The organism is Rhodococcus sp. P4_C10, from assembly GCF_056402135.1.
In genome coordinates, this window is record NZ_JBFUHZ010000001.1 from 82,400 (window position 1) to 108,530 (window position 26,131).

The 26,131-nt window shown below is 69.9% G+C and carries 23 protein-coding genes and 1 pseudogene; 17 read left to right on the plus strand and 7 right to left on the minus strand.

Going from position 1 to position 26,131, the window contains the following annotated elements; all coding sequences use genetic code 11:
* The first annotated feature begins 136 nt into the window (after positions 1-136).
* The 6 genes from AC1DWC_RS00370 to AC1DWC_RS00395 all read left to right on the plus strand — a co-directional run bounded on the left by AC1DWC_RS00370 (position 137) and on the right by AC1DWC_RS00395 (position 5,573).
* A complete protein-coding gene (locus tag AC1DWC_RS00370) occupies positions 137-709 on the plus strand; it encodes a MarR family winged helix-turn-helix transcriptional regulator (protein WP_477905135.1) in 573 nt (190 codons plus the stop codon).
* Between the two features lie 224 nt (positions 710-933).
* Positions 934-2,133, plus strand: coding sequence for a homogentisate 1,2-dioxygenase (locus AC1DWC_RS00375; protein WP_477905137.1), 1,200 nt, complete (start codon positions 934-936; stop codon positions 2,131-2,133).
* Complete coding sequence (locus tag AC1DWC_RS00380) at positions 2,130-3,008, plus strand: hypothetical protein (protein ID WP_477905139.1); 879 nt, start codon at positions 2,130-2,132, stop codon at positions 3,006-3,008. Before AC1DWC_RS00375 ends, AC1DWC_RS00380 begins: the two co-directional genes overlap by 4 nt.
* A complete protein-coding gene (gene fahA, locus AC1DWC_RS00385; RefSeq protein WP_477905141.1) occupies positions 3,005-4,192 on the plus strand; it encodes a fumarylacetoacetase in 1,188 nt (395 codons plus the stop codon). Before AC1DWC_RS00380 ends, fahA begins: the two co-directional genes overlap by 4 nt.
* Complete coding sequence (locus AC1DWC_RS00390; RefSeq protein WP_477905143.1) at positions 4,189-4,935, plus strand: CoA transferase subunit A; 747 nt, start codon at positions 4,189-4,191, stop codon at positions 4,933-4,935. Before fahA ends, AC1DWC_RS00390 begins: the two co-directional genes overlap by 4 nt.
* Positions 4,932-5,573 carry a CoA transferase subunit B gene (locus AC1DWC_RS00395; protein WP_477905145.1) on the plus strand — a complete coding sequence of 214 codons (642 nt, stop codon included), beginning with the start codon at positions 4,932-4,934 and terminating at the stop codon, positions 5,571-5,573. The genes AC1DWC_RS00390 and AC1DWC_RS00395 overlap by 4 nt, the downstream gene beginning before the upstream one ends.
* Before the next feature lie 68 nt (positions 5,574-5,641).
* On the opposite strand, the gene AC1DWC_RS00400 is transcribed toward AC1DWC_RS00395, so the two are convergent.
* Entirely contained in the window at positions 5,642-7,174 is a 1,533-nt protein-coding gene (locus AC1DWC_RS00400; RefSeq protein ID WP_477905147.1) for an FAD-dependent oxidoreductase, read from the minus strand.
* A 182-nt stretch (positions 7,175-7,356) separates the two neighbouring features.
* Here AC1DWC_RS00400 and AC1DWC_RS00405 point away from each other — a divergent pair, with 182 nt between their 5' ends.
* The 8 genes from AC1DWC_RS00405 (at position 7,357) to AC1DWC_RS00440 (ending at position 15,826) form a co-directional block, all read left to right on the plus strand.
* Complete coding sequence (locus AC1DWC_RS00405) at positions 7,357-7,980, plus strand: TetR/AcrR family transcriptional regulator (protein WP_072843542.1); 624 nt, start codon at positions 7,357-7,359, stop codon at positions 7,978-7,980.
* 216 nt (positions 7,981-8,196) lie between these two features.
* Positions 8,197-9,360, plus strand: coding sequence for a steroid 3-ketoacyl-CoA thiolase (locus AC1DWC_RS00410; protein ID WP_477905149.1), 1,164 nt, complete (start codon positions 8,197-8,199; stop codon positions 9,358-9,360).
* An 81-nt stretch (positions 9,361-9,441) separates the two neighbouring features.
* On the plus strand, positions 9,442-11,667 hold the full coding sequence (locus tag AC1DWC_RS00415) for an acyl-CoA dehydrogenase (protein WP_477905152.1): 2,226 nt from the start codon (positions 9,442-9,444) through the stop codon (positions 11,665-11,667).
* 20 nt (positions 11,668-11,687) lie between these two features.
* Positions 11,688-12,902 (plus strand): lipid-transfer protein, encoded by a 1,215-nt coding sequence (locus tag AC1DWC_RS00420; RefSeq protein WP_477905154.1) that lies wholly within the window; start codon positions 11,688-11,690, stop codon positions 12,900-12,902.
* A gap of 2 nt (positions 12,903-12,904) precedes the next feature.
* Positions 12,905-13,777, plus strand: coding sequence for a MaoC/PaaZ C-terminal domain-containing protein (locus tag AC1DWC_RS00425; protein ID WP_477905156.1), 873 nt, complete (start codon positions 12,905-12,907; stop codon positions 13,775-13,777).
* The gene (locus AC1DWC_RS00430; protein WP_477905158.1) at positions 13,774-14,424 is read left to right on the plus strand and encodes a PaaI family thioesterase; all 651 of its coding nucleotides are present in this window, start codon (positions 13,774-13,776) and stop codon (positions 14,422-14,424) included. Before AC1DWC_RS00425 ends, AC1DWC_RS00430 begins: the two co-directional genes overlap by 4 nt.
* Before the next feature lie 107 nt (positions 14,425-14,531).
* Entirely contained in the window at positions 14,532-15,320 is a 789-nt protein-coding gene (locus AC1DWC_RS00435) for an SDR family NAD(P)-dependent oxidoreductase (protein WP_477905160.1), read from the plus strand.
* A 104-nt stretch (positions 15,321-15,424) separates the two neighbouring features.
* Positions 15,425-15,826 (plus strand): DUF1801 domain-containing protein, encoded by a 402-nt coding sequence (locus AC1DWC_RS00440; protein WP_477905162.1) that lies wholly within the window; start codon positions 15,425-15,427, stop codon positions 15,824-15,826.
* A gap of 176 nt (positions 15,827-16,002) precedes the next feature.
* Here the strand turns inward: AC1DWC_RS00440 and AC1DWC_RS00445 are convergent, their stop codons facing one another.
* A complete protein-coding gene (locus AC1DWC_RS00445) occupies positions 16,003-16,380 on the minus strand; it encodes an SHOCT domain-containing protein (protein ID WP_477905164.1) in 378 nt (125 codons plus the stop codon).
* Between the two features lie 113 nt (positions 16,381-16,493).
* Positions 16,494-19,322: an FAD-binding and (Fe-S)-binding domain-containing protein gene (locus AC1DWC_RS00450; RefSeq protein ID WP_477905166.1), complete on the minus strand. Its 2,829-nt coding sequence runs from the start codon at positions 19,320-19,322 to the stop codon at positions 16,494-16,496.
* A gap of 485 nt (positions 19,323-19,807) precedes the next feature.
* Between AC1DWC_RS00450 and AC1DWC_RS00455 the strand changes: the two genes are divergently transcribed.
* Positions 19,808-20,245: a hypothetical protein gene (locus tag AC1DWC_RS00455; protein ID WP_477905168.1), complete on the plus strand. Its 438-nt coding sequence runs from the start codon at positions 19,808-19,810 to the stop codon at positions 20,243-20,245.
* A gap of 58 nt (positions 20,246-20,303) precedes the next feature.
* Here AC1DWC_RS00455 and AC1DWC_RS00460 read toward each other — a convergent pair whose 3' ends face one another.
* The 4 genes from AC1DWC_RS00460 to casG are packed head-to-tail and all read right to left on the minus strand — an operon-like array spanning position 20,304 to position 24,008.
* The gene (locus tag AC1DWC_RS00460) at positions 20,304-20,906 is read right to left on the minus strand and encodes a nuclear transport factor 2 family protein (RefSeq protein ID WP_477905170.1); all 603 of its coding nucleotides are present in this window, start codon (positions 20,904-20,906) and stop codon (positions 20,304-20,306) included.
* 27 nt (positions 20,907-20,933) lie between these two features.
* Positions 20,934-21,833, minus strand: a complete 900-nt coding sequence (locus AC1DWC_RS00465) for a TIGR03619 family F420-dependent LLM class oxidoreductase (protein ID WP_477905173.1) — start codon at positions 21,831-21,833, stop codon at positions 20,934-20,936.
* 10 nt (positions 21,834-21,843) lie between these two features.
* Positions 21,844-22,338, minus strand: a complete 495-nt coding sequence (locus tag AC1DWC_RS00470; RefSeq protein WP_477905175.1) for a nuclear transport factor 2 family protein — start codon at positions 22,336-22,338, stop codon at positions 21,844-21,846.
* Positions 22,339-22,346: 8 nt separating this feature from the next.
* The gene (gene casG, locus AC1DWC_RS00475) at positions 22,347-24,008 is read right to left on the minus strand and encodes a steroid-24-oyl-CoA synthetase (protein ID WP_477905177.1); all 1,662 of its coding nucleotides are present in this window, start codon (positions 24,006-24,008) and stop codon (positions 22,347-22,349) included.
* Between the two features lie 153 nt (positions 24,009-24,161).
* Between casG and AC1DWC_RS00480 the strand changes: the two are divergent.
* Positions 24,162-24,389 (plus strand): annotated as a pseudogene (locus AC1DWC_RS00480) (NADH:flavin oxidoreductase); the annotation flags it as partial.
* 47 nt (positions 24,390-24,436) lie between these two features.
* Positions 24,437-26,131, plus strand: coding sequence for a steroid-22-oyl-CoA synthetase (gene casI, locus AC1DWC_RS00485; RefSeq protein ID WP_477905179.1), 1,695 nt, complete (start codon positions 24,437-24,439; stop codon positions 26,129-26,131).

Below are 26,131 nucleotides of genomic sequence, written 5' to 3' on the forward strand. Positions count from 1 at the left end.
GGGCGAAACTAGTTCAGAGATATACTAAATTTGTGCGACGGGACGACCTCCCGGACGCCGCACGAGCCGTGCGGGCCGGGGGGCGTGCCGCGATAGGGTGGCCGCGAGAGTGTGGACGGATGACCAGGGGCGAAGTATGACGAGGGACCAGGACGGCGCGACGGAGGCCCGGGAGCCGGCCGAGGCCGCGCCCGGCCCGCTCGACTTCTGGTCGTTCATTGACCTCGCCAACCAGCGGCTGAGCACCGAGTACGGGTCCAGTCACCAGCTTGCGACGCAGGTCCTGCTCACCCTCAATCGCGCCGCGAACGTGGTCACCTACGACCTGGAGTCCTCGGTGCACCGGCCCAGGGGGTTGTCATGGTCCGCGTTCCGGCTGTTGTTCGTGACCTGGCTGGCGGGTCCGATCGAGTCCAAGACCGCGGCCGGCCTCACTGGGATGAGTCGCGCTGCCGTCTCGAACCTGACGAAGTCGCTGGTCGCGAGCGGTCTGCTGGACCGGGCGCCGGACGAGCGGGACGGTCGATCGGTGCAGCTGTCCCTCACCGACAAGGGCCGGCGCGAGATGGCCGAGACCTACCGGGAGCACAACGAGCGCGAGTACGCGTGGGCGAGCGTGCTCACCGAGGCTGAGCAGCACATTCTCGTGATGCTGCTGGACAAGTTGATCACCAACCGCAGCCAGTTCGACGTCCGCGGACGGAACTGACGCTTCCCGGCCCGGCGCCCGCGTCCGGTCGTCTTCCGAAAACTGGATCGGTCCGATGGTTGCGCCCATGCCGGCGAATTAGTTAATCTGTTTACTAACTTCGGTGGGAATCTGCGAGCGTCGCTCGCCCTGAGACCGGCGGGCACCGCTCGCGTCGCGGCTCCGCCGACGTGACGACCACCCACCTCGGTTCGACCGGGGAACGACGACACAGGAGGCCGGCCATGGCGTTCTATCGGCAGCTCGGCAATGTTCCGCCGAAGCGTCACACCCAGCACCGGGACGACGCAGGAGCCCTCTACTTCGAGGAGCTGATGGGGGAGGAGGGCTTCTCCTCGGACTCCTCGCTGCTTTACCACCGCGAGATTCCGTCGGCCATCGTCGACGCGACGGTGTGGGAACTGCGGGACCAGAGCACCACCCCGAACCACCCGCTCAAGCCGCGTCACCTCAAGCTCCACGACCTCTTCCCCGAGGAGACCTGGGCCGAGACCGATGTCGTGACCGGTCGCCGGCTGATCCTCGGCAACGCGGACGTGCGCCTGTCGTACGTGGTCGCGGCGAAGGAGTCGCCGCTCTACCGCAACTCGATCGGCGACGAGATGGTCTACGTCGAATCCGGTGAGGCGACCGTCGAGACCGTCTTCGGCGTGCTCGAGGCCCGCGAGGGTGACTACGTCCTGATCCCGCGGGCCACCACCCACCGGTGGATCCCCAAGGGCGAGAAGGCCCTGCGTGCCTACGCCATCGAGGCGAACAGCCACATCGTGCCGCCCAAGCGGTACCTCTCCCGGTTCGGTCAGCTGCTCGAGAACGCGCCGTTCTGCGAGCGTGACCTGCACGGCCCCGCGGCGCCCCTGCTGGCCGAGGGCAGCGACGTGGAGGTCCTGGTCAAGCACCGCACCTCCCGGGGCATCGTCGGCACCCGGATGGTCTACCCGACGCACCCGTTCGACGTCGTCGGCTGGGACGGCTGCCTGTACCCGTACACGTTCAACATCTCCGACTACGAGCCCATCACCGGTCGCGTGCACCAGCCGCCGCCGGCGCATCAGGCGTTCGAGGGCGACAACTTCGTCATCTGCAACTTCGTGCCGCGCAAGGTCGACTACCACCCGCTGTCGATCCCGGTGCCGTACTACCACTCCAACGTGGACTCCGACGAGATCATGTTCTACGTCGGCGGCGACTACGAGGCCCGCAAGGGCTCGGGCATCGGCCAGGGCTCGATCTCGATCCACCCGGGCGGTCACGCGCACGGCCCGCAGCCGGGCGCGTACGAGCGCAGCATCGGCGTCGAGTTCTTCGACGAGCTTGCGGTCATGGTCGACACCTTCCGTCCGCTCGAACTGGGGGAGGGCGCGCTGGCCTGCGAGGACGACGCCTACGCGTGGTCCTGGTCAGGACGGGGGCCCGGCAAGTGACCATTTCTCCTCTGCTGAAGGGCCTGTGTGACGACGCGGCGCTGTTTCCCCCCGGGAATGCGCCGATGGACGCCGCGGTGCCCGCGCACCTCGCCCACCTGTGCAGTGACCACGCTGCGTTGGTGGGGCCGTTCGTGTTTCCGGCGCCGCGGCTGGATGAGCTGCCCGCGATCGTCGCGTCGCAGGCCGGCGAGCTCGAGCTGAGCCTGACCGTGCCCGGCGGCACCGACGCCGTTCCGGCGGCGCTCGAGAAGCTGCGCGCCATCGACGGCGCGACGCTGGTCGCCATGGAGATCGCCGTGCCGGAGGGGCAGGCCACGGCGGACCTGTTCGCTGCGCTCGACGAGATCGCCACGGCAGCAACGGGTGTGGACCTCTTTGTCGAGGTGCCGCGGGACGACCGTCGGGCCGAAATTCTTGCCGGCCTGGTCGGCACGCCGTACGCGGCGAAGTTCCGCACCGGCGGCGTCGTCTCCGCCGCCTACCCGGACGAGGCTGAACTGGCCGCCGCCATCTCGGCCGTCGCCGGATCGGGCGTGCGGTTCAAGGCGACCGCCGGACTGCACCACGCGGTCCGGAACACGGACCCGGACACGGGATTCGAGCAGCACGGTTTCCTCAACGTCATGCTGGCCACCCATCGGGCCGCCGTCGGGGTGGGTGTCGAGGAGATCGCCGCGACGCTCGCCGACAGGGACGGGGCCCGCCTGGCCGCCGAACTGGCGGCCCTGCCCGCCGAGGCGGTGGACACGCTGCGCGCGTGCTTCCTGTCAATCGGCACCTGCAGCATCGGCGACCCGCTGACCGAACTGGTCGACCTCGGGCTGGTGCCCGCCACTGTTTCCACGACCCTCGACGAAGGATCCATCGCATGACAGTCATCTCGATCTCCGACGAATCGCTCTTCGGCGTCGCAAACCTGCCGTACGGCGTGTTCTCGACGGCGGATTCCGGCCCACGGGTGGGTGTCCGGGTGGGCGACAGCGTCGTCGACCTCGCGAGGGCCCTCGGCGACGACGTGTTCGCGCAGCCGACCCTCAACGCCTTCATGGCCCAGGGCCGCGAGCGCTGGGTCGCGGTCCGCGCGCAGATCACCGAACTGGTGGCCGGCGAGATCGCCGACGATGCGGTCTTCGGGATCGGCGACGTCACGATGCACCTGCCGATCGCGGTCGCCGACTACGTCGACTTCTACGCGTCGGAGAACCACGCGACCAATCTCGGCAAGCTGTTCCGCCCGGATTCGGCTGCACTGATGCCGAACTGGAAGCACCTGCCGGTCGGCTACCACGGCCGCTCCAGCACCGTCATCGTCTCCGGCACCGACATCGTGCGGCCGTGCGGTCAGCGCAAGGCTCCCGCCGATGCCGCGCCGTCGTTCGGTCCGTCGATCCGCCTCGACATCGAGGCCGAGATGGGCTTCATCGTCGGTGTGGGTTCGCCGCTGGGTTCCTCGATCACCCCGGACCAGTTCGCCGAGCACTGCTTCGGCGCCGTGATCCTCAACGACTGGACGGCCCGCGACATCCAGGTGTGGGAGTACGTCCCGCTGGGCCCGAACCTGGGCAAGAGCTTCGCGACGTCCATCTCCCCGTGGGTCGTTCCGCTGCTGGCGCTCGAGGCCGCCCGCGTCGACACCCCGGTCCAGGATCCGACGCCGCTGCCGTACCTGCAGGGCGATGAGAAGTGGGGCCTGGACATCGATCTCGAGGTCGAGTGGAACGGCGACGTCGTGTCCCGTCCGCCCTACGCCCAGATGTACTGGTCGCCCGCGCAGATGCTGGCGCACACCACCGTTAACGGTGCCGCCGCCAGCACGGGCGACCTGTTCGGGTCCGGCACCATCTCGGGTCCGGAGAAGGATCAGCGAGGCGCGTTCATCGAACTGACCTGGGGCGGGGCCGAACCCGTCGCCGTCGGTGACGAGCAGCGCACCTTCCTCGAGGACGGGGACGAGGTCTCGATCTCCGCGACCGCCCCCGGCGCCGACGGCTCCCGCATCGGTTTCGGCGAGGTCCGAGCCCGAATCCTCCCGGCCGTGACGGACGGTGCCCGATGAGCAAGGTCTACGCGAGCGCGGCCGAGGCCGTCGCGGACGTTCAGGACGGTGCCTCGCTGGCCGTCGGCGGGTTCGGCCTGTGCGGAATCCCGAACGCGCTGATCGACGGGCTCGCCGAGCGTGGTGTGTCCGGGCTCGAGGTGTTCTCCAACAACTGTGGCGTCGACGACTTCGGTCTGGGAATTCTCTTGTCCGCGCGTCAGATCCGCCGGGTGACGGCGTCGTACGTCGGCGAGAACAAGGAGTTCGCCCGTCAGTACCTCTCCGGTGAGCTGGAGGTGGAGTTGACGCCGCAGGGCACGCTCGCCGAGCGGCTGCGGGCCGGCGGCGCGGGGATCCCCGCGTTCTTCACCCCGGCCGGCGTCGGCACCCCGGTGTCCGAGGGCGGGCTGCCGTGGCGTTACCACGCCGACGGTTCGGTCGCGATCGCGTCGCCGGCGAAGGAGACGCGGGAGTTCGGCGGCAAGACCTTCGTGCTCGAGGAGTCGATCGTCGCGGACTACGCGCTGGTGCACGCCGAGATCGGCGACACCGAGGGCAATCTGGTGTTCAACAAGACCGCGATGAACTTCAACCCGCTGGCCGCGATGGCCGGCCGGGTCACCATCGCCCAGGTCGAGAGGCTGGTCGAGCCGGGTGAACTCGATCCCGCGCAGGTGCACCTGCCGGGTGTGTTCGTCCAGCGCGTGGTGCAGACGGGTCTGCAGGACAAGCGAATCGAGAAGCGGACGGTGTCGGCATGAGCTGGTCACGGGAGCAGATGGCCGCGCGCGCCGCGGCCGAGATGATCGACGGCGAGTACGTGAACCTGGGGATCGGGCTGCCGACCCTGGTCCCCAACTACCTCCCCGACGGTGTGAAGGTGGTTCTGCACTCGGAGAACGGGATCCTCGGCACCGGTCCGTACCCGGCGGAGGACAAGGTCGACCCGGACCTGATCAACGCGGGCAAGGAGACCGTCACGGTGAATCCCGGTGCGGCGTTCTTCGATTCGGCGTTGTCGTTCGGGATGATTCGCGGTGGGCACATCGACACCGCGGTTCTCGGGGGCATGCAGGTCTCGCGGAACGGCGACCTCGCCAACTGGATGGTGCCGGGCAAGATGGTCAAGGGCATGGGCGGCGCGATGGACCTGGTGCACGGTGCCCGGAGGGTCATCGTGGTCATGGAACACACCGACCGGGACGGCGGCGCCAAGATCGTGGACGAGTGCACGTTGCCGTTGACCGGCAAGGGCGTGGTGCAGCGGATCATCACGAATCTGGCCGTGATCGACGTCGAGGGCGAGAAACTGGTGCTGCGTGAGCTCGCGCCCGGCGTGACGGTCGAGCAGGTGCAGGAATCGACCGGCGCCGAGTTGGTCGTCGAACGGACAGTCTGAACCGGACGGCCACGGCCCCGTCCGACCTCTCGGTCGGGCGGGGCCGTCGTCGTGTTCCGCTCAGGTGGTCAGCGTGCCATGTGCTGCGCCGCGCGGTAGGAGAACACCATCGCGGTGCCCAGCGGGACGCCGGGGCCGGGGTAGAAGGCGCCGCTGAGCGAGGCGCTGGTGTTGCCGGCCGCGTAGAGGCCCTCGACGACGGTGCCGTCGGCGCGCAGCACCCGGGCGTCGACGTCGGTGACCAGGCCACCCTTGGTGCCGAGGTCGCTGAGCACGATCCGCGCCGCGTAGAACGGGCCGTTCTCGATCGCCGTCAGGGCCGCATTCGGGCCGCCGTTGGGCGGGCAGAAGAACGCGTCGTAGGGGTCCTCGCCGCGGTGGAACTGCTCGTCGACGCCGGTCTTGGCGAAGCCGTTGAACTGCTCGACGCTGGCGCGCAGCGCGTCCGCGGGCAGCCCCGTCTTGGCGGCGAGTTCCTCGAGGGTGTCCGCCTGCACCCAGGTGCCGGCCTCGAGGTGCGTCGCGGGCGCGGTGTTCGGGATGCTGATGCCGGGAAGCCCGCCACCCTCGCGCGAGTCGAAGATCATCCACGACGGGACGGCATCGCCGGTGGTGTTGCGTGCGTGCATGGCCCGGCCGAACTGGTCGTAGGGCAGCGACTCGTTCAGGTAGCGCTCGCCGGTCGCGTCGACCACGATGCCGCCGCGGATGCCGACCAGGAACGCGGCCGAGCCGTCCGGCTGCTCGACGCCGGGGCAGAACCAGGCCTGGTCCAGCAGCGCGGTGGCGCCGCCGGCCGCGACGCCGGCCGCGATCGCCTCGCCGGTGTTGGCGCCGAACGGACCCATGCTCCAGGCCGCCTTGCCGGGGGTGCCGGACTGCTCGCGCACCTCGGCGTTGCCCTCGATGCCGCCGGCGGCCATCAGCACGCCGTGGCTGCCGCCGATGCGCAGCTTCTCGCCGTTGCTCTCCGCCTCGACGCCGACCACGCGACCGTCCTCGACGACGAGGCCGGTGACCCGGACACCGGTGCGCAGCACGGCGTTCCCGGTGCCCACCACGGCGGCGAGCAGGCGTCCGATCAGGGCCCGTCCACCGATCATCGGGCCGGGTGCGTGGCCCTGCCCGGTGCGGTCCTGGTCCAGCTCGGGACGCACCTGGTCGGCGAGGTCGCCGATGGTGGCCGGGTCGAGGTCGAGCGGGTTGATCGAGCGGCCGGTGTCCATCCGGCCGTCGGCCTTGTAGTAGTCGGGAAAGGCCCGGAACTCGAACTCGATGTTCGGGTCCTGCTCGAGCAGCGCGACGACGGCGGGGGCGGTGTCGACGTAGGCGTCCTGCCGCGCCGCCTCGGCGTCGCCGAGCAGGGAACGGAGGTAGGTGCGGGCGTTCTCGGTGGAGTCGGGCAGGGACGCGCGCTCCTGGACCTGAGTGCCCGGCAGCCAGATGGAGGCGCCGGAGTACGAGGAGGTGCCGCCGTACAGGTCGGTCTTCTCCAGCACCACGGTGCGCAGCCCCTGTGACGCCGCTGCGTATGCACCGGTCAGGGCGCCGCCGCCGGACCCCACCACCACCACGTCGAACTCGTCGGTCCAAGCCTGCATTGGATTTTCCCTCCATCGTGCCGGTCGACGCACTGGGCAGTGTCGACTCACCAGCAAAAGGCAATCGCAGGAGGGTGCCCGGCGGGACCCGTATTCCCACTGAGCGGAACCCGGGGTCGTGCATGCTCTACAGATGTAAGGATTGACCGGCGTATGTGAAGTGTGAACAGAAGGTGGGGATCATGCCGAGGCTTTCGGAAGCGCGGGACGCGGCCGAACCGAGTTCGGTGGAACAGGTGGCCCGGCACGGCCGGATCCTGGACGCGGCCGCGCAGCTTGCAGCGGAGAAGGACCTCGAGCGGGTCCAGATGCACGAGGTGGCGAAGCTGGCGGGGGTCGCGATCGGCACCCTCTACCGGTACTTCCCGTCGAAGACGCACCTGTTCGTCGCGGTGATGGTGGACCAGATCGACCAGATGGCAGACGGCTTCGCGCGGCGACCGCGGACCTTCGCGTCGCCGGCCGACGGGGTGTACGACCTGCTGCTGCGGGCGAACCGTGCGCTGATGCGCCGTCCCAAGCTGGCGACCGCGATGATCCAGTCGACGGCGAGCTCGAACGCGGCGACCATTCCGGACGTAGCCAAGATCGACCGGCACTTCGAGGCGATGCTGCTCCGGTCTGCGGGGATCGTGGAGCCGACCGTCCGGGACACCACCGTCATCCGGTTGATGGTCGCCCTGTGGTTCGGCCTGATCCAGTCGGGGCTGAACGGTCGGGCGTCGATCCCGGACACCGAGTCGGACCTGCGCACGGCCTGCGACCTGCTGCTGGTGGACCTGTCCAGCTCGCCCGGGCGCGGCTGACCACCCGCACTTTCCCGTCCACGACCCCGGTCGCCGCKCGCGGCACCGGGGTCGCGTCGTGTCCGGGGTACTCGAGGCTTCGCCGCGACGGGCGTGCGGACCAGCCATTGCCACCGAATGGTAAATAGAATACATTTCAAAAATGAGCTCGAACTGCGCCGCGGTCGAGCCCCGGTCCCGGCGCCGTGCGTCGGCATCTGAGCAAGGGGAACTGTCATGAGCAATGTCGTCATCGTCGAGGSCGCCCGGACGCCGATCGGCCGTCGCCGCGGCGCCCTGGCCGGCCTGCACCCCACCGAACTGCTCGGTGCCGCCCAGCGCGGCGTCCTCGAGCGCGCCGGGGTGGCCCCGGAGCAGATCGGCCAGATCATCGGCGGCGCCGTCACCCAGGTCGGCGAGCAGTCCAACAACGTCGCGCGAAACGCCTGGCTGCACGCGGGACTGCCGTACACCACCGCAGCGACCACGATCGACTGCGCGTGCGGCTCCTCGCAGCAGGCCGTGCACCTGGTCGCCGGCCTCATCGCCTCGGGCCAGATCGACGCCGGCATCGGCTGCGGCGTGGAGTCGATGAGCCGCGTGTTCCTCGGGCAGGCGCTGGCGCCGGGCACCGGCCTGCCCTACCCGGCCGACTGGAACATCGACCTGGGTGACCAGTTCACGTCCGTCGAGCGGATCGCGATCAACCGCGGCATCAAGCGTGGCGACGTCGACGCACTCGGGCTCGAGTCCCAGCGGCGGGCCGCCCAGGCCTGGGCCGAGGGGCGCTTCGACCGCGAGATCGTGCCGGTGCAGGCGCCCGTCGTCGACAAGGAGGGCACCCCGTCCGGCGAGATCGTCACCGTCACCCGCGACGGCGGCCTGCGCGAGACCACCGCCGAGGCCCTGTCCGCGCTCAAGCCGGTCGTCGAGGGCGGCGTCCACACCGCGGGCAACTCCTCGCAGATCAGCGACGGCGCGGCGGCGGTGCTGCTGATGAGCGAGGAGAAGGCCGCGGAGCTGGGCCTGCGTCCCCGCGCCCGGATCGTCAGCTCGGGCATGGTCGGATCCGACCCGTACTACCACCTCGACGGCCCGATCGACGCCACCCGGCACGTGCTGGCCAAGGCCGGCATGACCCTCGGCGACATCGACCGCGTCGAGATCAACGAGGCCTTCGCGGCGGTCGTGCTGTCCTGGGCCCAGGTGCTCGAGGCCGACATGAGCAAGGTCAACGTCAACGGCGGCGCCATCGCGCTCGGCCACCCCGTCGGCTCCACCGGCGCCCGGCTGATCACCTCCGCGCTGCACGAGCTCGAGCGGTCGGACACCTCCACCGCGCTGATCACGATGTGTGCCGGCGGCGCCCTGTCGACCGCCACCGTCATCGAACGCATCTGACCGGAGAGTCCGGCCGGCCCCTTGGGGTGGGCCATGCTCGCCGAGATCTATAGAATTTCTTCTACTTTTTGAGGACTGTCGATGACCATTGGACTGAGCGACGAAGACCGCGACCTCCGCGACTCGGTGCGGGGCTGGGCCGCGCGCCACGCCACGCCCGCCGTCGTCCGGGACGCCGTCGAGGCCAAGCGCGAGGAGCGTCCCGGGTACTGGGCGGCGCTCGCGGAGCAGGGGCTGCTCGGGCTGCACCTGCCGGAGGAGGTCGGCGGCGCCGGCTACGGGCTGGTCGAGCTCGCCGTGGTCGTCGAGGAACTCGGACGCTCGATGGTCCCCGGCCCGTTCCTGCCCACCGTGCTGGTCTGCGCGGTGCTCGCCGACGCCGGCCGCACCGGCGAGCTCGCCGGCCTGGCGGACGGCTCCACGCTGGGCGCGGTCGCGCTGCAGCCGGGGACGCTGCGCCTGGTTCGCGACGGCGGCAGTGTCCGGCTGACCGGCACCTCCAGCCAGGTGCTCGGCGGCCACGTCGGCGACCTCCTGCTCGTGGCGGCCCGTGACGGCGACGCCACCGCCTGGGTGCTGCTGCGCCGGGACCGGGTCGAGCTCGCCGACCTGCCCAGCTACGACGTGGTCCGTCGCAACTCGGAGTTCACCGTCGACGGCCTCGAGCTCGCTGCCGACGAACTGCTCGCGGTGGAGCCGCAGCGGGTGCTGGACCTGGCCGCGACGCTGTTCGCCGCCGAGGCGTCCGGCCTCGCGGACTGGGCGGTCACCACCGCCGCGGAGTACGCGAAGGTGCGTCAGCAGTTCGGGCGGCCGATCGGGCAGTTCCAGGGCGTCAAGCACAAGGTCGCGCGGATGCTCACCCTGGCCGAGCAGGCCCGGGTCTGCGCGTGGGACGCGGCGCGGGCGATGACCCCCGGCGACGGTGCTGCCACCTCGGGCGGAGCCTCGGGCAGTGTCACCGCGGACGAGGCCTCCCTCGCGGCGGCCGTGGCCGGCGCCACCGCGGTCGAGGCCGGCTTCTCGGTCACCCGGGACTGCATCCAGGTGCTCGGCGGCATCGGCTACACCTGGGAGCACGACGCGCACCTGTACCTGCGCCGCGCCCAGTCGCTGCGCATCCTGCTCGGCTCCACCGCGAGCTGGCGTCGCCGCGTCGCCCAGCTGACCGTCGACGGGACCCGTCGGGTGCTCAGCGTCGAACTACCGCCGGAGGCCGAGCAGGTGCGCACCGACGTGCGCGCCGAGCTGGCCGCCGCGGTCGAGCTCTCCGGTACCGAGCGCACCGCGTACCTGGCCGAGAAGGGCTACACCGCACCGCACTTCGCGGCGCCCTGGGGCAAGGGCGCCGACGCGGTCAGCCAGCTGGTGCTCGCCGAGGAACTGCGCGCGGCGGAGCTCGAACCGCACGACATGATCATCGGCAACTGGGTCGTCCCGACCCTGATCGCGCACGGCAACGCCGAGCAGTTGGCGCGCTTCGTGCCGCCGTCGCTGCGCGGCGACATCGTCTGGTGCCAGCTGTTCTCCGAGCCCGGCGCCGGCTCCGACCTGGCCGGCCTGTCCACCAAGGCCACCAAGGTCGACGGCGGCTGGAAGCTGCAGGGCCAGAAGGTCTGGACGTCGATGGCCCGCGACGCGCACTGGGGCATCTGCCTCGCGCGCACCGACGCCGACGTGCCCAAGCACAAGGGCCTGTCGTACTTCCTGATCGACATGCGGAACACCGAGGGCCTCGACATCCGGCCGCTGCGCGAGATCACCGGCGAGGCGCTGTTCAACGAGGTGTTCTTCGACGACGTCTTCGTCCCGGACGAGTTGCTGGTCGGCGGGCCGGGCGACGGCTGGAAGCTGGCCCGCACCACCCTGGCCAACGAGCGGGTCTCGCTCTCGAACGACTCGTCCCTCGGCTCCGGCGGTGAGGCGCTGCTCGACCTCGTAGACACGCTGCCCGGCGGCATCGACGACGAGCAGCTCACCGTCCTCGGAAAGGTGCTGTGCGACGCGCAGTCCGGCGGGCTGCTGGGCCTGCGCACCACCCTGCGTTCGCTCACCGGCGCCCAGCCGGGCGCGGAGTCCTCGGTGGCCAAGCTGATCGGCGTCGAGCACCTGCAGCAGGTGTGGGACGTCGCGATGGAGTGGGCGGGGCCGTCCTCGCTGCTCGGCGACCAGCACCGGATGTCGGCGACCCAGATGTTCCTCAATTCCCAGTGCATGTCCATCGCAGGTGGTACCACCAATGTTCAGCTGAACATCATCGGCGAGCGGATCCTCGGGCTCCCGCGTGACCCCGAGCCCGGAAAGTGAGTTCTACTGTGTCGGATCAAATGCGGGCCAACCGAACCTTCGTCGTCGGCGTCGGCATGACCAAGTTCGAGAAGATCGAGTCTCGTGACTGGCAGTACCCGGACATGGTGTCCGAGGCCGTGGGTGCCGCGCTCGCCGACGCCGGCGTCTCGTACGACCAGGTGCAGCGCGCCGCGGTCGGCTACGTCTTCCAGCCGTCGGCCGCCGGCCAGCGCGCGCTGTACGAGACGGGCCTGACCGGCATCCCGATCGTCAACGTCAACAACAACTGCGCCACCGGCTCGTCGGCGCTGATGATGGCCCGCGAGTGGGTGCAGGGCGGCATCGTCGACGTCGCGCTCGCGGTGGGCTTCGAGCAGATGACCAAGACGGCTCTCACCGGAACCGGTGAGGTGCCCAAGGTCTCCACGCTCGACGACCACCTCGAGGTCATGACCGCCAAGCACGAGTGGGGTCGCGGCCCGATGACGGCGCAGCTGTTCGGCAACGCGGCGCTCGAGCACATGGAGCGCTACGGCACCACCGTCGAGCAGATCGCGTCCGTCGCGGTGAAGAACCACAAGCACTCGGTGAACAACCCGTATGCGCAGTTCCGTGACGAGTACACGCTGGCGCAGGTGTTGGACGACAAGATGATCCACGCCCCGCTCACCCGCTCGCAGTGCTCGCCCACCTCGGACGGCGCGGGCGCCGCGATCGTGGTCAGCGAACGTTTCGTGCGCGAGCACGGCCTCGAGGACCAGGCGATCGAGATCGTCGCCCAGGCGCTCACCACCGACACCGCGGAGGCGTTCGCGGAGCGGTCGATGATCGACGTGGTCGGGGCCCCGATGACGCGGGCCGCGGCCGAGCAGGTGTTCGCCGAGTCCGGCCTCACCATCGAGGACGTCGACGTCATCGAACTGCACGACTGCTTTGCGATCAACGAAATCATCACGTACGAGGGCCTCGGCCTGTGCGGCGCGGGCGAGGGCGGCAAGCTCGTCGAGTCCGGCGCCACCACGTACGGCGGCCAGTGGGTCGTCAACCCGTCCGGCGGGCTGATCTCGAAGGGGCATCCGCTCGGCGCCACCGGCCTGGCGCAGTGTGCCGAGCTGACCTGGCAGCTGCGCGGCCAGGCCGACGCCCGCCAGGTCGACGGCGCCCGCGTGGGTCTGCAACACAACCTCGGCCTCGGTGGCGCGTGCGTGGTCACGCTGTACCGGGCCGGCACCATCTCGAAGGAGTCTCAGTAAGCATGCCGATCGATGTGGCGGCCGCACTGGCCGCCGAACCCACTGTCCGCGAGGCCAACTGGACCGAGCGCGACGTGTTGCTCTACCACCTGGGCCTGGGTGCCGGTGTGAACTCGCTGGATCCGGCCGAGCTCGGCTGGGTCTACGAGAAGGGCCTGCGGGTGCTGCCGACGTTCGCGATGGTCGCCGGCCAGGGCGTCTCGGCCGGCAACCTGAAGCCTGCCGGGATGAACATGCCGGGCATCGACATCGACCTGCGCAAGATCCTGCACGCCGGGCAGTCGCTGACCGTGCACGCCCCGATCCCCGCGAACGGCGCGGCCCGGGTCTCGTCCCGGGTGGCGAACGTGTGGGACAAGGGCAAGGCCGCGATGATCGTGCTCGAACAGGCCGCCGCCGACCTCGACGGAAACCCGTTGTGGACCACCGAGATGCAGATCTGGGCCCGCGGCGAGGGCGGTTTCGGCGGCGACGCCGGACCCGAGGCCTCCGCGGCCGTACCCGAGCGTGCGCCCGACGCGGTGCTGGTGTCGGCGACCAGCCCGCAGCAGGCGCTGGTGTACCGGCTCAGCGGCGACATGAACCCGCTGCACGCGGACCCCGCGTTCGCGAAGATGGCCGGCTTCGAGCAGCCGATCCTGCACGGGCTCGCGTCGTTCGGCATCGTCTGCAAGGCGGTCGTGGACGGGCTGCTCGACGGCGACCCGTCGCGGGTGCGCAGCCTGTCGGTGCGCTTCGCGGGGTCGGTGTACCCGGGCGAGACGATCGAGACCTCTGTCTGGCGGGAGGGGGACAGCCTGACCCTGCTCGCGACCTGTCCGGAACGGGACGGCTCGACCGTGCTGACCCACGCAACCATGGAGGTTCGGTCTTGAACGTCGGAGAGCACCCCACCGCCCAGACCCACGCACACGGGACGGTGCTGACGTCGGCGCCGCAGGACGCGCCGGTGGACCGGGCGACCGCCGCGGCCCGCCGCGTGATCGACGCGATGCTGCGCACCGACCGGGGCAATGCCAACCTGGACCGGGTCGCGGAGGAGCTCAACAGCATCGCCGACCATCTCGAGGAGCACGCTCCCGAGGTGGCCGAACGGCTCATCGACATGTGGGGTGGCGAGGGCGTCACGCGTCACGACCCGGTGACCGGACCGGAGAACGCGATCGCGCCGCCGCTGGTGCTGGCGGGACTCGATGACGGTTCGGTGCAGGGCGTCGTCACGCTGACCCTGCCGTACCAGGGACCTCCCGGGTGCGTGCACGGCGGCGTCTCGGCGCTGATCCTCGACCACGTGCTCGGCGTCGCGAACGCGTGGGGCGGCAAGGCGGGCATGACCGCGCAGCTGAACGTGCGGTACCACCGCCCGACCCCGCTGTTCGAGCCGCTGACGGTCACCGGCAAGCAGGTGTCGGTGGAGGGTCGCAAGATCCACACCGTCGGCGACATCAGGACGGAGGCCGGCGAAGTGTGCGTCTCGGTCGAGGGTCTGTTCATCGACGCGGCGGTGCCGCGCCCCCGCTGACCCTCACCGTGCCCGACCGAGTGTCGCATTCGTTCAGTTCAGATGAACGAATGCGACATTCGGTCGACCGGAGCAAGCCGAAGGTTCTGTCGCAGAGGAGAATGAGCATGGGCAAGTTGGCCGGACGGGTCGCCGTCGTCACCGGCGCGGGCATGGGCATCGGCCGCGGCGTCGCGGGCGCGCTGGCCCGCGAGGGTGCGGATGTGCTGGTCGCGGAGATCGACGACCGTGCGGGCGCCGAAACCGCGAAGTGGCTGCGCGACGAGTGGGGCGTGCGGGCCAGGTTCGTGAGCACCGACGTCACGGAGCAGGACCAGGTGCACTCCATGGTCGACGCGGCGGTCGAGGAGTTCGGCCGGCTCGACATCCTGGTCAACAACGCTTGGCGCACACTCGGGTACGACCGCCTGGAGAGGACCGACGCCGAGAGTATGCGCGCCGGTTTCGACATGGCCGTGATGGCCGCGTTCTGGTCGATGCAGCGTGCATTTCCGGAACTCGCGAAGCACGGCACCGGGCGGGTGGTCAACATGTGCAGTCTCAACGGCGTCAATGCGCACATGTACTCCGTGTCCTACAACGCGGCCAAGGAGGCTCTGCGCACCCTCACCCGCACAGCTGCCCGGGAGTGGGCGCCGAAGCAGGTGTGCTGCAACGTGATCTGCCCCGGCGCGCAGAGTGCGGCCTACCAGCGGGTGGCCGACGCCAATCCTCAGATGGCCGCGTCGATGGCCTCGGCCAACCCGATGGGACGCATCGGCGACCCGCTCGACGACATCGGTCCGGTGGTGGCGTTCCTGGCGAGTGACGAGTCGCGGTACGTCACCGGGAACACGATGTTCGTCGACGGCGGCGGACACATCAACGGTGTGCAGTGGGCGCCGCAGGTGGACTGAACCGTCATCCCGACCCGATTCGCGCTGCGGTCACGGCGGTCGGCGCGGATACTCGAATCGACGTACGACAATCGTGACGAGGACGACCGGTGAGGAGCTGCTCGGTGGACGGAGAAGGCGGAGGTACTCCCTCTCAGCTGATCGACGCGAGAATCCAGGAGCTGGGCGACTGGCGGGGCGAGACACTCGACCGGATCCGGCGTCTCATCCACCAGGCCGACCCCGACGTGGTCGAGGAGTGGAAGTGGCGAGGGGTCCCGGTGTGGTCGCACGCCGGCATGATCTGCACCGGTGAGACGTACAAGAGCGCGGTGAAGGTGACCTTTGCCAAGGGCGCGTCGTTGGCCGACCCGGCCTCCCTCTTCAATTCCAGCCTCGAAGGCAACACCAGGCGTGCCATCGACTTCCATGAGGGCGATGTTGTCGACGAAGAGGCATTGAAGGCACTCGTGCATGCCGCCGTGGCACTGAACGCGTCGTCGGCAGGCACGCGCCGCGGGAAGTGACGCGATTCGCGCCATTCGGCGGTCACTGGGCGTCGGACAGGTACTCGCTCGTGACCTGACGCCAGTGCCGCTGATGTGGCGGTCTCCGATGGGAGCGCCGTTTCGGCCGGTCGGTGGGCGCAGGTGACATGGCGCCCACCGACATCGGACGGGTGACGAGCAGCCGCAGCCGAGCGTCAGACCAGGGCCTTGGCCTTGAGCTGCTCGAACTCGGCCTGCGTGATGGTGCCCGCGTCGAGCAGTGTCTTTGCCTCGGCGATCTGGGCGGCCCCGGACTGGCCGGCGACCTCGCGGATGTAGCTGTCGGCGGCCTGCTTGGCCTCGACGTTTGCCTCGCGGTTCCGCTCCGCGATGCCCCTGCCGCGGGTGAGCAGGTAGACGAAGGCAGTCAGGTACGGCAGGAGGATCAGGAAGATGATCCACAGGACGCGGGCAACTCCCGACATCTTTCGATCGCGGAACAGATCGGTGAGGACCTGGAACAGGACCAGCAGGTAAGCGACAAACGCGAAAACCAAGAGCGTGTACCAGAGCAGATCCCAGATCGAATCCATCACAGTGAAATTCCCCCTTCAGGTGCGTGTCCCGGATTCGGGACGGTGATCGCAGCTAATTCGTAGCAGACTCTTCGGCGGGCGCCCACCTCAGCCGTCCTGCAGGGGTGAGATCAGCCGTTGCGCCTGTTCGCCAGCAGCTCCGCGAGGTGGACGCCGGGGCGGCCCGCCAGCTGGTCTGCCTGGGTTCGACACGAGAATCCGTCCGCCAGCAACACCACGTCGGGACCCGACTCGCGCAGCGCCGGGAGCAGAGCATTCTCCGCGACCGCGACCGAGACGTCGTAGTGCCCACGTTCCATGCCGAAGTTCCCAGCCAGGCCACAGCATCCGGCCAGTTCGGTGATGCTCGCACCGGACCGTTCCAGCAGTCGCCGGTCCTCCTCGAAACCCATCACCGCGTGTTGGTGACAGTGCGGTTGCACCACTACGCGCACCCCGTCCAGTCGCGGCGGCGACCACGGATCGCCATCGGGTCCGACTGTGGCGGTGAGGAACTCGGCCAGGGTGTGCGTCGATGCGGCGACCAGGCGTGAGCGCGGGTCGTCGGGCAGCAGTTCGGGTAGGTCGGAACGCAGCACCGCGGTGCACGACGGCTCGAGCCCCACGATCGGACGACCGGCCTGCAGGTGTGGCTGCAGCTGGTCGAGGGTGGCGGCGAGTTGTCTTCTCGCCCCGTCCAACTGGCCGGTACTGATCCAGGTGAGCCCACAGCATGCCGCACGCTCGGTGACCAGCACCCGGTACCCGGCATCCTCGAGCAGGGTGACCGCTGCCCTCGCGACGGCCGGCGAGAAGGCGTCGGTGAAGGTGTCGATCCACAGCAGCACCTCCGTGCCGCGGCCCGACGAATCGCCCCTGCGCCCCCACCACTTCCGGAATGACAGCGGCGCCAACGCCGGAACGTCGCGGCGCGGGTCGATGCCGGCCAACCGGAGAGCGACTCGGCGCACCGGCGCGAATCCCGTGGCCGTGTTGGCGAGTGCGGGCACCCGGGCGCCGAGGCGGGTCCACAGCGGGAGGCGGCCCAGGGTGTAGTGCGCGGCTGGGCGTCTGTGGCCCTTGTACTTTCGGTACAGCGACTCCGACTTGTAGGCCGCCATGTCCACCCCGGCGGGGCAGTCCGAGGCGCAGGCCTTGCAGGACAGGCACAGGTCCAGAGATTCCGCGAGTTCCGGGGCGTCGAACCCGGTGGTCACCAGGGTCCCGTTGAGCACCTCCTGCAGCACCCGGGCCCGGCCGCGGGTGCTGTCCTTCTCGTCCCGGGTGGCCAGGAACGACGGGCACATGAACCCGCCCGCGGCGGAGTTGTCGGCGCGGCACTTCCCGATGCCCACGCAACGGTGCACGGCCGTCGTCAGGTCGCCGCCGTCCTCGTGGAGGGCGAGGCCGCCGGCCGTCGGCACGCTCCGCACGCCGGCCAGACGCAGGTGCGCATCCACGGCGTCGGGTCGGACCACCACGCCGGGGTTGAGCAGGCCCTCGGGGTCGAACAGGTCCTTGAACCCGGCGAACGCCGACAACGCGGCGGGGGAGTACATCAACGGCAGCAGTTCCGAGCGTGCGCGGCCGTCGCCGTGCTCGCCGGACATCGAACCGCCGTGCGATGCAACGAGAGTGGCGGCGTCCACGAGGAAAGCACGAAACCGTGCCGGCGCGTCCGCGATGGGCAGGTCCAGCCGTACGTGCACGCAGCCGTCGCCGAAGTGGCCGTACAGCAACCCGTCCACGCCGTGCTCGCGGGTCAGGTCCTCGAACTCGCGCAGGTAACGGCCGAGCCGGTCCTGCGGGACAGCGGCATCCTCCCAGCCGGGCCACGCGGGGTGCCCGTCCCGGGTGCGTCCGGACAGCCCGACGCCGTCCGCTCGGATCCGCCACAGTGCCGCCGACTCCGCGCCCGTCGCCAGCACCCGGGTGTCCACCGCGCCGGACGCCCGGCAGACGGCGGCCGCCCGGTCCAGGGCCTCCGCGGCCGTGTCGCCGGCCATCTCGACGAACAGCCAGCCGGCGCCGCGCGGCAGGTCGGGCACGGTGCCGTGGTGCCGGCGCACCACGTCGACCAGGCGGGCGTCGACGCCCTCGACGGCCAGGGGCCGCGCGGTGAGCAGGGCGGGCACGTCGTCCGCGGCGGAGGGCATGTCGGGGTAGCCGAGGACGGCCAGCGCCGTCGCGGCCGGTACCGGGACCAGGTCCACGGTGGCGTCGAGGATCAGCCCGCAGGTGCCCTCGGTGCCGACGAACGCCCGGGCCAGTCGGTGGCCGCGTTCGGGCAGCAGGTGTTCGAGCGAGAAGCCGGAGACCTGCCGGTCGAAGCGGCCCAGTTCGGTCCGGAGCACGGCCAGGTTGGCGGTGACCAGCCTGTCCAGCCCGGGCACGGCGCCCAGGTCGTCGCCCAGGGTGCGCGGCTTGCCGGTGCCGTCCAGGATCCGCAGGCTGCGTACGTTGTCGGAGGTGCGACCCCACGCCACCGCGCGGGGCCCGCAGGCGTTGTTGCCGATCATGCCGCCGAGGGTGCACCGGTCCTGGGTGGACGGGTCAGGACCGAACCGGAGTCGGTGCGGCGCGGCCGCCCGCTGCAGTGCGCCGAGCACCACGCCGGGCTGAACCACCGCGGTCCGGGATCCGGGGTCGAGTTCGAGGATACGGCCCAGGTGGCGGCTGAAGTCGAGCAACAGTCCGGGGCCGATGGCGTTGCCCGCCACCGAGGTTCCCGCTCCTCGCGCGGTGATCGGGAGGCCGTGCTCGTGGCCGAGGTCGAGGGTGGCGGCGACGTCCTCCGCGGAGCGCGGGAACACCACCGCGGCCGGGACCACCCGGTAGTTCGAGGCGTCGGAGGAGTACTCCGCGCGGCGCCGGGTGGCGTCGTCCACCTCGCCCGCGATGCGCGTGCGCAGAGTTGCCACCGCCGAGGTCAGTTCGGGGGTACCGCCGGAGTGCGACACAGTGCCGATACTACGGCCATAGCGCGGCCCGAGGGCGTCGGTGGGAGGACGGCCTGAGGCACGAGGGTGCCGACGGCGGGCGCCGCCATGGCGCAGGCAAACCGGACATGGGCCACGCGGATGATTGACGTGTATCGACTTGTAGTGTTAGACAAAATGATTAGATGAACATCGTCAGGTCCGGTTTGGCTACCTTCACATCGCCTGAGCTGATCGCCCCTTGGAGCGCTACCGTCGTGCGGATCGCACAGCCTGCCTCGGTGCTGTTGTCCGAGAAGTTGATCCAGAACAGGCGGTGACCTCCTAGGTCCGCGGCGACGGTGGCGTCGCGGGCGGTGGCGGCAGGATTTCGAGAAGCCCGGTTTGAGCGACGTGAACGATGCATGATGTCTGCGGTCTGTGCGTACGTGCACGACTGAAGAGCCCGACAGTCGGCTCGAATCGGACAATCCTCGAGAAATGGACATGCTGTGAGAACCTCCCGTATGAACGTTGCCCGCCTGGGTGCCGTTGGCGGCTTCGCCGCGCTCGCATTGGTCGTGAACCCTGCCCTCGGCTCCGCCACCGTCACGGGTACCGCCGCCGTGACGACCCACGACAACGCGATCACCGTCGCGTTCACCGGGGTCGGCTCGCCGACGCTGGTCGGCTGCTGGGCCGAGGTGGTGGATGCCAGGGGCAACCAGGTCGCAGGCAACGTGGCGTATCTGACCGGAGGTCAGGGGGCCTACGTCTCGGAGAAGTTGCCGAACGGGAAGTACACGGTCAGGGCCGTCTGCCTCGACGACGGCGGAGCGACGACATTCACCCCCGTCGGCGGGCAGTCGGTGACGCTGGACGAGGGCCGGACCGGAGTTGTCAGCTTCGGCAGCGTGACGTTGGATTTCGGTAACGGCAGCGTCGGGCAGTCACTCGGCAGCTGACGGCCGGGACATGCAGCAGTCGCCGTGGGTGCTTGGCGAGGTCGACACGACAGGTGGGTCATTCACCAACGCCCGTCGACCCTGACTGCCGACACTGACGGGTTTGCCGCGGGACGGCGCCGGTCCTACCTGCCTCGCGGGCGCGCAGCGAGTCGAGCGGATCGGTGCCGTCCCGTCGCCCTCGGGGGCCGGCGCTCTCTGGTTGGGTGAGCCGACCGGCATCGGAGCGGGTCCACTCGCGAACTGCCCAGCGCTCGGCGATGGCCCACCGGCCGTCGCGGCGTTCCATCAGGTCCACGTAGCGGCAACCACTGGTGAAGTTGACCATGCCGACACCCTCGGGGCCGCCCCAATGCGTTGCGGTGGAGTAGGACTCGCTGATCGCCCAGTTGCCGTGGAGTTCCACCAGGTGGTTGCCGATGTGGTGCATGGTGCCACCGATGACGGACAGCTTGGGGTGCACCCACTCGATGAACTCCTCGACACTGCCGTCGAATCCGGTGTGGTGGTCGATGCCGTCCGGGTGGTACGCGCCGCGCACCAGGTCGTAGTCGAGGCGGTCGATGCCGCGGCAGTACCGCATCACCACCTCGTAGATGGCCTGCTTGTCCAGCAGCTCGCCAAGCGCTCGCGCGTCGAAACCGTTGTCTGCCAGGGTCATGGATTCTGCCTCTCGTTCCGCCGACGCCTACGCGGACGCCCGCGACTTCAGGCCTACCATCCAGTCGAGGAGTTCGGGAAGATCCTCTGCCGCGGTCTGGAACGCCGCGGGCCGGAACACGACCACGGTGGCGCCGGCGTCATGCCAGCGCAGTGCCTTCTCTCCGGTCGCGTCCAGGTCCACCTCTCCGCCCACCGTGCGTTCGGGGGTCACCGAGACCTGGATCCGCGGCGAGAGTGGGTCGCGTCCGTGCTCGGCGAAGCACTCGCGCAGCAGCGCAACGTCCTGCGGGAACGAGGCCATGTCGGTGGGGTTGACGGTCCACCCGTCGGCCACCCGGGCGATCCGGTCGAAGTTCCGCTTGCTGGGGCCGAACCCGAACAGCACCCGTTCCTGGACCGGGAACGGCAGCGAGTGGAAGTCCTCGAACGCGAACTCGCGACCGGTGAAGGTGGCGGGTGCACTTGTCCACAGTTCGCGGCAGGCGCGCACAGTGTCCTCCATCCGGCCGAAGCGCGCGTCGAAGGGCATGCCCACGGCGTTGTACTCCGCCTCCTGCCAGCCGACGCCCAGGCCGATCGACACCCGGCCGCCGGACAGCGCGTCCAGGGTGGCGAGCTGCTTGGCCAGCAGCGCCGGAGGTCGCACCGTGGCGATCAGTACGGAAACCCCCAGCCGGGCGCGCTCGGTGACGGCGGCGACGGCCGAGAGCAGTGAGACCGGCTCGTACCAGGGCTGGTCGAGGGCGAACGGAAAGCCGTGTGCGGAAACGCGTTCGGCGTGCGCAGTCGCGTTGAAGCCGAGATGATCCCCGGTGGAGATCAGGTCGACTCCGGTACGGTCGGCCAGCGCGGCCAGCTCGATCACCGGCCGGATCGAGCCGCCGAAGATTTTCTCGGCCTCCAGGACGTTGAGCCCTACCTGCATGCCCGGTCCCTCAGTCCCGGTGCAGCGGTCGTCTGGCGTGCTCGGTGAGGTCACCGGTGTGATCGATGCAGCACAGCCGCTGGGTGAATCGCCACCGCCCGTCGACGAGCGCGAACCTGTCGAAGTAGCGGCCGGTGAGGATCGGCTGCAGCGAGAGGTTCCCGGCCGCCTGCAGCACCGTGACATAGGCCAGCGAGGAGGCCTCGGTGTTGTTGTCCGCCACGGTGATCCGCACGTTGGTGGTGACGTGCTTGGTGCGCGGCGAGGCCGGGTCGCCGTGCATCTTGATGAACGCCTCGTTGGCCGCGCGCACGGCGCGGGCGTCCCGGTCGATGGGTGTGCCGACCGGGCCGCCCGCGCCGTCGCACTGGCCGTAGACGGCGTCGGCGAACAGCTCCGACACCTCGGCCAGCGCGCCGCGGTCGACCAGGTGCGAGTACTGGAAGATCAGGTCGCGGATCGCCTCGGTCGCGGCCAGCCGCTCGATCGTGTGCCGGATGTCCACCGTGGCCGCTACAGCGCGATCTTGCCGCGGGCCATCTTGCCGGTCGCGTTGCGCGGCAACGGCTCGGTGGTCAGGCGCCATCGGGAGGGCACCTTGAAGTAGGACAGCCGCTCGGCCGCGAACTGCCGCAGCTCGTCCTCGTTCACGGTGCCGCCGTTGGCGACCACCACGATCGCGGCGACCTCCTGGCCGAGGTCGGGGTGCGCCTCGCCGACAACCGCGCACTCGACCACGTCGGGATGCTCGTCGAGGCACTGCTCGATCTCGGTGGGGTAGATGTTCTCGCCGCCGCGCAGGATCAGGTCGGAGCGCCGTCCGGTGAGGCTCAGCCGGCCGTTCACCACCTTGCCGAAGTCGCCGGTGTGCAGCCAGCGGCCCTTGTCGATGGACGAGGCCGTCGCCTCCGGGTTCTGCCAGTAACCGAGCATGACGTACGGGCTCCGCACGCACACCTCGCCCTCGACGCCGTCGGCGACCTTCTCTCCCAGCGGGTCCCGGATCTCCAGCGCGACACCGAAGACGGGCCGGCCGAGGGTGCCCGGGAACGAGTCGATGTCGGCCGGGAGGGCGACGGCGATGGCGGTGCCGCACTCGGTCAGGCCGTAGCTGTCGACCAGGGCGTCGTGCGCGAACGGCACCTCCTCGCGCAGTCGCTCCTTGAACGCCACCGAGGACGGGGCCGAGGCCAGGGAGAACGCGGTCAGCGACGACGTGTCGTACTTGCGGACATTGCCGTGCTCGATCAGCCGCGACGCCATCGTCGGCACCGCGCCCCAGTTGGTGACCCGCTCCCGCTCGACGAGGCCGAGGACCCGGTCCACGTCGAAGGCGCCCTGGTAGAGCACCACTGCGCTGCCCGTCGCCAGCCGCGGCACCACGATGTTGTGGAGGCTGGCGATGTGGAAGAGGGGGGAGGTCAGCAGGTAGCGCAGATCGCTCGGCACGGCCGGGTCGTAGTCCCGGCCGGCGAAGGCGAGTGCGAGTGCGTCGCTGTAACGGTGGTAGTCGGACACCGCCAGCAGGTTGCGCTGGGAGTGCAAGGCGCCCTTGGGCTTTCCGCTGGTTCCGCTGGTGAACAGGATGACCGACGGGTCGTCCTCGTCGACCTCGGTGACCGTCAGCTCGCTGCCCTCGCGGGACGCGATCAGCCGCGGCATGTCCTCTTCCATGGTGACAACCGGGACGTCGGTGTTCGCCTCGGCCAGCAGGGCGGCACGCTTGGCGTCGGCGACGACCACGTTCGGGGTGCTGAGCTGGAGGCCGTACTCGATCTCGCGCGGCACCCACCAGGCGTTGAGCCCGACCGTGACGGCGCCGAGCGCCTGGGTGGCCCAGAACGCGACGACCCACTCGATGGTGTTGGCGGCGAGGATCGCGACCCGGTCACCGGCGCCGACGCCGTAGTCCTCGCGCAGCGCCGCGGCGAACGCGGCGACCGCGTCGGCGTGCTCGGCGAAGGACATCCGGCGGTCCGCGGTGACCAGGTAGTCGCGGTCGCCGTACGCCGCGGAGGCGCTGAGCAGCTCGTGGACCGCCCGGCCGCGGTGACGCATGACGGGCATCCGGGCGCCGAGCACGTCTTCCTCGACGAGCTCGAACGGGGCGTCCGGTCCGGTCAGTCGGGTCATGACGGAGGCCACGAAGGCCTGCTGGTCAGCGGCAGTGGTCATAGGTGGAAGTGCCTTTCTCGAGCGCGCGAACTGCACAGAACATGTCACGGGTACCCACCCGTGCGGAAGGCTTTTCCACTGACCGGGACTCGGCCCGCTCGCCCGCGCACGGCGTCGATAGCGTCGGGACAAATTGCAGTACGAGGAGTTGTCATGACCGATCTCGACCCGCCCAGGCTCAAGGCGCCGGACCCGTTGGCCCCCGCGACGTCGGGTCCGCTGACCCTGCGCAACCGCGCCGTCGAGGCCGCGACGTTCGCGGGCCTGACCCCGAAGGGGTTGATGACCGACGAGCTCATCGATTTCCATCGTAGGTCCGCGGCGGGCCGAGTCGGCATGACGACGCAGGACAGGTGCACGTGCGCCATCTACGGTGGCACCCACTGCGAACTCAACCCGAAGCCCGCCAACCACCCGGTGCCCGCGTGATGACGGGCGCAACCGAGGTCACCAGTACAGGAGTCAAGTTGGAACGCGCCACCATCGCCGAAATGCTGCTGGACCGCCTAGGCGACCAGCGCCTGGGCGTGCGCACCCGTGAGCAGGACTGGACCTGGGACGAGGTGGTCCGCGAGTCGGCCGCCCGCGGCGCCCTGGCCAAGTCGCTGCGCCGCGAGGGACCCTTCCACATCGGTGTCCTGCTCGAGAACGTGCCGGACTTCCTGTTCTGGCTCGGCGGCGCGGCACTGTCCGGCGCCACGATCGTCGGCATCAACCCGACCCGCGGCGCGACCGAACTCGAGGCCGAGATCCGGTACGTCGACTGCCAGCTGATCGTCACCGACGCGGCCGGCATGGCGAAGCTGCGTGAGCTGGACCTCGGGCTGGAGCCGGACCGGTTCCTGCTGGTCGACGACCCGGCGTACTCCTACCGGCTGGCCGCGCACACGGTGGACCGGCCGGTGATCGAGCCGGACGTCGACGAGTCCTCGCTGATGTTGCTGCTGTTCACCTCCGGCACCACCGGCATGTCGAAGGGCGTCAAGTGCAGCCAGGGCCGGCTGGCCCGGCTCGCCTACTCGAACTCCGTCAAGTACGGGCACGTCCGGGAGGACGTGGACTACTGCTGCATGCCGCTCTTCCACGGCAACGCGCTGATGGCGCTGTGGGCGCCGGCGCTGGCGAACGGCGCCACCGTGTGCCTGACCCGGAAGTTCTCGGCCTCCGGGTTCCTGCCGGACGTCAAGTTCTACGGCGCCACCTTCTTCACCTACGTCGGCAAGGCGCTCGGCTACCTGATGGCGACGCCGGAGACGCCGAGCGACATCGACAACACCCTGGTCCGGGCGTTCGGCACCGAGGCCTCGCCCGAGGACAAGGTCGAGTTCGTCCGCCGCTTCGGCGCCGAACTGTTCGAGGGCTACGGCTCGAGCGAGGGTGCCGGGTCCGTCAAGCTCGACCCGGCGGCCCCGGAGGGCGCGCTCGGCCGGCCCGCGCACGAGGGCATCGCGGTGGTGAATCCGGAGACCCGGGAGGAGTGCGCCCGCGCGATCCTCGACGAGCACGGCCGGGTGCTGAACCCGGACGCGGCGATCGGCGAGATGATCAACAAGGAGGGCGCCCGCGCGTTCGAGGGCTACTACAAGAACGACGTCGCGGACGCCGAGCGGATCAGGCACGGCTGGTACTGGACCGGCGATCTCGGCTACGTCGACGAGGCGGGCTTCCTGTACTTCGCCGGCCGCAAGGGCGACTGGATCCGCGTCGACGGCGAGAACACCTCCGCGTTGATGATCGAGCGGGTGCTGCGCCGGCATCCGGCGGTCATCGCGACCGGCGTGTACGCGATTCCGGACCCGCGCTCCGGCGACCAGGTGATGGCCGCGATCGAGGTGGCGGACCTGGAGAAGTTCGACGCGGCCGAGTTCGCGTCCTACCTGGACGGGCAGGCGGACCTGGGCAGCAAGGCGACGCCGCGGTTCCTGCGGGTGTCGACAAACCTGCCGGTGACCGGCTCGAACAAGGTGCTCAAGCGCGAGTTGCAGGCCGAGAAGTGGCGCAGCGGGGAACCGGTGTACCGCTGGGAGGGACGCGGCGGCGTCGAGTACCGGGCGATGACCGAGGATGACAAGACCGCACTGGAGGCCGAGTTCGTCAGCTTCGGCCGCCAGCGCTTCCTTTAG